Source organism: Streptomyces alkaliphilus, assembly GCF_014141535.1.
GTDB classification, from domain to species: Bacteria; Actinomycetota; Actinomycetes; order Streptomycetales; family Streptomycetaceae; genus Streptomyces; species Streptomyces alkaliphilus.
In genome coordinates, this window is sequence record NZ_VKHT01001024.1 from 1 (window position 1) to 1,731 (window position 1,731).

The following is a 1,731-nucleotide window of genomic DNA, read 5'->3' on the forward strand; positions in this document are numbered from 1 at the left end:
CCCTTCCCCCGGACCACCGGTCCCGGGTCGTGACTGGACCCCCTGGCCGGAGGAGTTCGCCGCCCGCTACCGCGCCGCCGGCCACTGGCGTGGCGAGACCTTCGCCGGTGTGCTGGGCGACCGCGCCGCCGCCCACCCCGACCGCGTCGCCGTCGTCGACGGCGAACACCGCCTCACCTACGCGCAGTTGCACCGAAACGCCGAACGCATGGCCGCGGGCCTGCTCGCCCTCGGAGTCACCCCCGGCGACCGGGTGGTGGTCCAACTCCCCAACCGCGCCGGGTTCCTCGAGGTGATCTTCGGTCTCTTCCGGATCGGGGCGCTGCCGGTCTTCGCGCTCCCCGCCCATCGCGAGACCGAACTCCGCCACTTCTGCGTCCACTCCGACGCCGTCGCGTTGATCGTGCCCGACCGGCACGAGGGCTTCGACCACCGTGACCTCGCCGGCCGGGTGGCGGCGGCCGTCGGCCCCGGCCTGCGGCACGTGCTCGTGCTCGGTGACCCGGGCCCGCACACCGCGCTCGCGGACGTACCCCGCGACCCCGCCGACCTGCCCGCCGGCCGGCTCCCGGACGGCCCGCGGCCCGGCGACCCCGCCTTCCTCCAGCTCTCCGGCGGCAGCACCGGCGTGCCCAAGCTCATCCCCCGCACCCACGACGACTACCTGTACTCGGTGCGCGGCTCCAACGAGATCTGCGGCGTCACCGACGAGAGCGTGTACCTGTGTGCGCTGCCCGCCGCGCACAACTTCCCGCTCAGTTCCCCGGGCACCCTCGGCGCCCTGTACGCCGGCGGTCGCGTGGTGATGTGCCCGGCACCCAACCCCGACACCGCCTTCCCCCTGATCGAACGCGAGGGCGTCACCATCACCGGCGTCGTCCCCCCGCTGGCCCTCGCCTGGACCGAGGCGGCCCGGGACCCCGTCACCCGCGCCCGCCTCGCCCCGCTGCGAACCCTGTTGGTCGGCGGCGCCAAGTTCCCCGAGGAGGCCGCCCGCAGGGTGGCCCCGGTGCTGGGCTGCGACCTGACGCAGGTCTTCGGCATGGCCGAGGGACTGGTCAACTACACCCGGCCGGGCGATCCGCAGGAGATCGTCCTCACCTCCCAGGGCCGCCCCATCTCCCCGGACGACGAGATCCGGATCGTCGACGACGCCGACCGCGAGGTGCCCCCCGGCGCCACCGGTCACCTCCTGACCCGTGGCCCGTACACCATCCGCGGCTACTGGCGGGCCCCGGAGCACAACGCCCGTTCCTTCACCGCCGACGGCTTCTACCGCACCGGCGACCTGGTCCGCCGCCTGCCCACCGGCCATCTGGTGGTCGAGGGCCGGGCCAAGGACCAGATCAACCGGGGCGGGGAGAAGATCGCCGCGGCCGAGGTGGAGAACGTCCTGCTGGCCCACCCGGCAGTGCACGACGCGCAGGTCGTGGCCGTGCCCGACGACTACCTGGGCGAGCGCAGCTGCGCCTATCTGGTGCTGCGGCCGGCCGCGGAACCGCCGAAGCCGGCCGCCGTGCGGCGCTTCGTCCGCGAGCGCGGCCTGGCCGCCTACAAGATCCCCGACGTCGTCCGGATCGTGGAGTCCTTCCCGGAGACCGGCGTCGGCAAGGTCTCCAAGAAGGACCTGCGCGTCCGCGACGAAGCCGACGACGAAGCCGGCGACTGAGTCCCCAACCGGTGCCGGACCCCGCGGAACGGGGTCCGGCACCGGCGCGCGCCCCGTGTGCC

General features: G+C 74.5%; 1 protein-coding gene. It reads left to right on the top strand.

Features of this window, described 5'->3' with window-relative positions; translation table 11 throughout:
* On the top strand, positions 1–1,669 hold a 1,669-nt coding region (locus tag FNQ90_RS22095), incomplete at its 5' end, for a (2,3-dihydroxybenzoyl)adenylate synthase (protein WP_228471483.1).
* Positions 1,670–1,731: the final 62 nt, after the last annotated feature.